Origin of the sequence: Arthrospira sp. PCC 8006 (assembly GCF_046480465.1) — a bacterium.
GTDB classification, from domain to species: domain Bacteria; phylum Cyanobacteriota; class Cyanobacteriia; order Cyanobacteriales; family Microcoleaceae; genus Limnospira; species Limnospira platensis.
On sequence record NZ_PKGG01000300.1, the window covers coordinates 1 to 4,914 of the forward strand.

Annotated in this window: 4 protein-coding genes and 2 pseudogenes; 3 read left to right on the top strand and 3 right to left on the bottom strand. The window is 43.2% G+C overall.

From position 1 onward, the window contains the following. Window positions 1-368: pseudogene (locus B9T16_RS25685) on the bottom strand (hypothetical protein); the annotation flags it as partial. Window positions 369-377: 9 nt separating this feature from the next. Here B9T16_RS25685 and B9T16_RS25690 point away from each other — a divergent pair. Further along, complete coding sequence (locus B9T16_RS25690) at window positions 378-593, top strand: hypothetical protein (RefSeq protein WP_006618243.1); 216 nt, start codon at window positions 378-380, stop codon at window positions 591-593. A gap of 43 nt (window positions 594-636) precedes the next feature. Then, window positions 637-1,122, top strand: coding sequence for a VOC family protein (locus tag B9T16_RS25695; RefSeq protein ID WP_317269887.1), 486 nt, complete (start codon window positions 637-639; stop codon window positions 1,120-1,122). A 175-nt stretch (window positions 1,123-1,297) separates the two neighbouring features. Here the strand turns inward: B9T16_RS25695 and B9T16_RS25700 are convergent, their stop codons facing one another. Further along, entirely contained in the window at window positions 1,298-3,037 is a 1,740-nt protein-coding gene (locus tag B9T16_RS25700) for an NFACT family protein (protein ID WP_410246093.1), read from the bottom strand. A gap of 281 nt (window positions 3,038-3,318) precedes the next feature. Between B9T16_RS25700 and B9T16_RS25705 the strand changes: the two genes are divergently transcribed. Next, on the top strand, window positions 3,319-4,422 hold the full coding sequence (locus tag B9T16_RS25705; protein WP_410246094.1) for an alkene reductase: 1,104 nt from the start codon (window positions 3,319-3,321) through the stop codon (window positions 4,420-4,422). Between the two features lie 286 nt (window positions 4,423-4,708). On the opposite strand, the pseudogene B9T16_RS25710 reads toward B9T16_RS25705, so the two are convergent. After that, window positions 4,709-4,914 (bottom strand): annotated as a pseudogene (locus B9T16_RS25710) (Uma2 family endonuclease); the annotation flags it as partial.

The following is a 4,914-nucleotide window of genomic DNA, read 5'->3' on the forward strand; positions in this document are numbered from 1 at the left end:
GCGGCGATTTCTTCTAAGGGTCCGAAATAGCGACGTAAACGCAGTTCCCTAGTCCATAATTCAAAGGCGGCGATCGCATTTCCCGCCGCCAGGAGAGCCGTGGCTTCGGCGTTCAGGCGATCGAGTTCAGGGGCGAGGGTTTCTTGCTGACTTTCACTGAGGATGTTTCCGTCTGTGGGGGGGTTCGGTAATAAGGGGTCAGCTTCTTGACTCAGCAGGGGGTTAGGCGCAAAGGGATCGAGAACTCCTAGATCTACTTCTTCCGACTGATTTTGGGCTGCGGAAAGGGTGGGAAAATGGAATCCTACGGCTACTAACATTAAGGCGATCGCACTAATTTTAATACTCTTAAAAATCGGTCTTACCATAGAATATTTGTGAATGGTCGAGTTGATGGGTTTAATCTGATCGGCAATTATAGCAATTTTTGGATAATCGTGGGGGTCAACCAGAATACTCTAACTATTGGTAATCCGATTTACATAGAATTATGGGGATTGATTTGGGCTGGCATTTCGGGAATAAATATGCTACAATATACTTCATCAAAAATTTACAAAGTCACAGAAAATATCACACCAGTTATAGATTAATTTAGTTAGAATGGATGAATAGCTATTTGGCGGAGTGATCACCATGCAGACTATCTCCAATCACCATCAAAAGTGCTTAACCCCTGGGATGCTACGTCGCGTCCATCATATCGCCTTAAATGTTGCCGATATCAAGGCTTCTCGTCAATTTTATGGCAAAGTTCTCGGACTCCATGAATTGACCGGAGATGAGGTTCCTAGTACCCTCAAATCATTAGTTGAAGCCGGAAAAGTAGCCAACTTTGTCACCGGTGATGGTACAGTAATTGATTTATTTGCTGAACCCAACCTACAACCTCCCCACCCTGACCCAACCCATGAGTTTACTGGGCCGAATCATTTGGCTTTTGATATTGATCCGATTCTATTTGATACCGCTGTTGAGGCTTTACAGAATCATCATGTGGCGATCGCCAGAGGACCTATCAGCCGCCCCACAGGTCGCGGTATCTACTTGTATGACCCCGATGGATTTATGATAGAGATCCGTTGTGATCAACTTCCCGGTCAGGCTCCCGGTCGGGCTTAATGAAAATGACCAGACTCCTGACGGGGACTGGTCAAACTAAATAAGGATACCGTTGTTGTTGCGATTTGAGGATACCCGAGTTGGGCGTTCCGCCTTCAGTAGCGGGTATAAATTCTCAAACCTCTCGATTACATTGTAACAAAAAGCACAACATTTTTTAAAAAAAATTAACTTGTTAGCCATCTCGTCCCAAAAGGGCGATCGCCTGTTGAGGTACACCCCACAAAACCTGTTCATGTTTATAGATAACCATTCCCGGTTTCGCCCCCTTCGGTTTATAAACATATTTCGGCTGGGTGTAAATCACCGGGACCTGTTCGCTTTGGCGCGCGCGGCTATAATAGGCCGTGATATTAGCCGTAAACTGCAAATCATGATCATCAGCAACCTGTCCCGGTGGAAGCCTTAATAAAGCATGGCTTCCAGGAATTTCCTGGGTATGAAACCATAAATCATAGTCCGTGGCTACCCGAAATGTTAGGCGATCGTTTTGTTGATTATTCCGACCTACTAATAACTCAAAACCACCAGGGGTTACATACCGATAAAATTCCGTTTCTGTCCCTAAGTTTTGGGGGCGATAGTCCGGAATAGTTAGATATCCTTCCTCGATTAATTCCCCTCGAATTTCTTTCAGGTTTTGTAAATCTGCCGGTTTTCTATAATTAGCAACTTGAGATAGAGCCGCTTCTACTTGTTCCAGATAATTGATTTCTTCCCTTACTGCTTTAATTAATGGGGCGATCGCCATGCGGGCGCGTTTCAGTTTCTGATGGCGTTTATAGAGACCTTGGGCATTTTGCACCGCATTTTTTTCCGGTTCTAGGGGAATTTTTACAGGTGCAGATGTTTCAAAATCAGCGAGGGTGATTAATTTCATTCCCGGCTGCCACTCATGTAAACTAGCCATTAATAAGTCCGCTTGACTACGATATAAATCCGCTTTTTCTGACTGTTGTAGGCGCTGGTTAAATTCCGCTAACTTTACCCCCAATTTCTTTAAGAGTGTCTGCAACTTTTGGCTGATTTGATGCTGTAATTGTCGGAACTCTTGACCGTTTAATTCCTCGGTGTAATACTCATTGAGAAGTTCCTGCACATTTCCCGGACTTTCCCCTATCTTTCCCCAACCCAGAACACTGTAACCTGTGGCTGTCCAAACAGGTTCAAATTTACCCGTTTCTAACGCTGTTAACCACTGTCGCCACTGCTGGAATAGTTTTTCCCACTCTCCATGGCTTAAACTGTCCGTAGTGCGATCGCTTTCCAAATTCGCCGCCGCCATTAAACCCAACGCTAAAGTCGAACTTAAACCTCGATAGCTTTTCATTAACTGTCGTTTCAGTAAATCGGGAATTAAACTAACTCTTTCTTGCCACTTTTCTAGGGGTTCTTCTAGCTTAGGAATGGGGTCAGTCAGACCGGGCGGTAATTCATAGCGATCGCCTGTTTGGATCGGACGAACACTAGACTGTTGAGAACTTACTTGGTGCGCCGCCGTCACAATTAAGTTATCTTTTCCTGTTAAAATGACATTGCTATATTTCGTCATTATTTCTACATATAAATGCCAGAGAGCAGGTTCTCCCGGACGCTTCGCAAATTGCAAATCTAAAACCCTTTCCCAGGGCGCAACTTCTGCAATATCTACTAAAGCCAAACCACTCAGTTGGTGTCGCAATTGGTCGCTAAATGTGAACGTATCAGCAACCCGTGGCGGCGGCGTAGAAATACAAATTCGTGCCGCTTGGGGATGCCAAGAAATGTCTAACCAGCCCCTACCCTTCAGCGTTCGTAGGGCCAGAGAAATAGTAAAGCGATCGCGCTGATACACCTGTTCAAGTCTTGCTGGTAACCAGTTAGACCGCAATTCACAACAGGACGCTATCAGGGTGGTATAATCTACGGGTTGCATATTAACAGTTATTAGTCTTTAGATATTCTAGCAGTCTCAATACCAGGATGATTAATTTAGGCTTATATATGCCGCCACATTTTCCCATGATTTCATCATAAGTCAAGCTCCAGAATTTGTCAATAGTAAATATCGATAATTTCACCCAAAATCTCCCGATTCTAATAGATTTTAAGTCAGTCTATATCCTCCCTAGCCAGCCAGAGAGTTACTACCCCTAGTTTACAACTAACATAATATTGCTATATGATAGGCTGTCCCTAATTATTCAGGATCAAACTATGACGGTTAACACCAATTCCCAAAACTTACTTAGTCCCCTTCAGATCGGGAGTTTATCTCTCGCCAATCGCGTGGTTATGTCTCCCTTAACGCGATCGCGTGCTGGAGAAGAGCGAATTCCTAATCAGTTAATGGCTGAATATTACCAACAACGAGCATCCGCTGGTTTAATTATTACCGAGGCTACAGTTATCTCGAAACAGGGCATTGGTTGGCGTAATTCTCCTGGTATTTATTCAGATCAACAAGCCGAAGCATGGCAAAAAATTGTTGATGCTGTTCATAGTAAAAATGGTAAAATTTTTCTACAACTGTGGCATTGTGGACGGTCTTCTCATTCCGACTTTCATAACGGACAGCTTCCCGTTGCACCCTCCGCAATTAAACTCAATGATGACTATATTCATACTCCCCTTGGTAAGCAAGCCTACGAGACTCCTAGAGCCTTGTCAACCGAGGAAATATCAAATGTGGTCGAAGACTATAGGAAAGCCTCAGAACGGGCGCAATTAGCCGGATTTGATGGGGTAGAAATTCACGCAGCCAATGGTTATTTAATTGACCAATTTCTGCAATCTAAAACTAATCATCGCACTGATAAATATGGTGGAAATATTGAAAAAAGGTTTCAGTTTCTCAAAGAAGTAACCGAGGCTATTCTCACCGTTTGGTCAAGCGATCGTGTAGGGGTTAGACTTTCACCGAATGGCAACTTTAATGATATGGGTTCCCTAGATTATCGGGAAACATTCACTTATGTTGTCAAACAACTAAATCAGTATAACTTAGGTTATCTTGATATCCTAGATGGTTTGGCTTTTGGTTTTCATAAACTAGGAGAACCCATGACATTACCTGAATTTAGACCTCTGTTTTCTGGTATTTTAATCGGTAACTGTGGCTATACCCAGGAAACTGCAGAAGCCACCATTAAAGCCGGTCATGCAGATGCGATCGCCTTTGGTCGTCCCTTTATTAGTAACCCAGATTTAGTAGAACGTTTTACTAATAACTGGCCTTTAAATCCACAGGCTGATATGTCCGTTTGGTACTCTTTTGATAAACAGGGATATACGGATTTTCCTACTTATCAAACCAGCTAGTATTTTGATCATCAAATACAGAGTATTGATTCATTAACATTTACCGCCAACTTGGTGTCGTGAAATCAAATTCACATTGCACCCAGCTTGACTATTACAGCCCTTCCAGTAATCATGCAATAAGCCTTCAAAGTCCCTCTCCCCTGCTCCTGAGTTTGTGGAAGGGGGAGAGAGATTTAGGGTCAGGGTAATGTTTTAAACCACTTACGAACAAGCTGTATTCTTGTATTCTTGATGTATTTATTCAGGGTTGTTATCAGTTATTTACTCCCTCTACAATTATTCATTAACCTAAATCCCCAAATTGCTGGCGATATTGATTTAATAATGCTGCCAATTCATCCGCCCGTTGTTTTTCCGTTTCTGCCCGTTGTTTTTCCGCTTCCGCCCGTTGTTCAGCTTCTATCCTCGCCAAAGTAGCCTCTTGCAAAGCCGCGTATAACTCATCAGGAATTAGCAATTTTTGGCCGTTATCTTCTCGGTAAAAATCGA

What these genes read in the sequence shown, in the direction of transcription:
- B9T16_RS25695 (WP_317269887.1), top strand. Translation starts at nt 637, where the DNA reads ATGCAGACTATCTCCAATCACCATCAAAAGTGCTTAACCCCTGGGATG.
- B9T16_RS25700 (WP_410246093.1), bottom strand. Translation starts at nt 3,037, where the DNA reads ATGCAACCCGTAGATTATACCACCCTGATAGCGTCCTGTTGTGAATTG.
- B9T16_RS25705 (WP_410246094.1), top strand. Translation starts at nt 3,319, where the DNA reads ATGACGGTTAACACCAATTCCCAAAACTTACTTAGTCCCCTTCAGATC.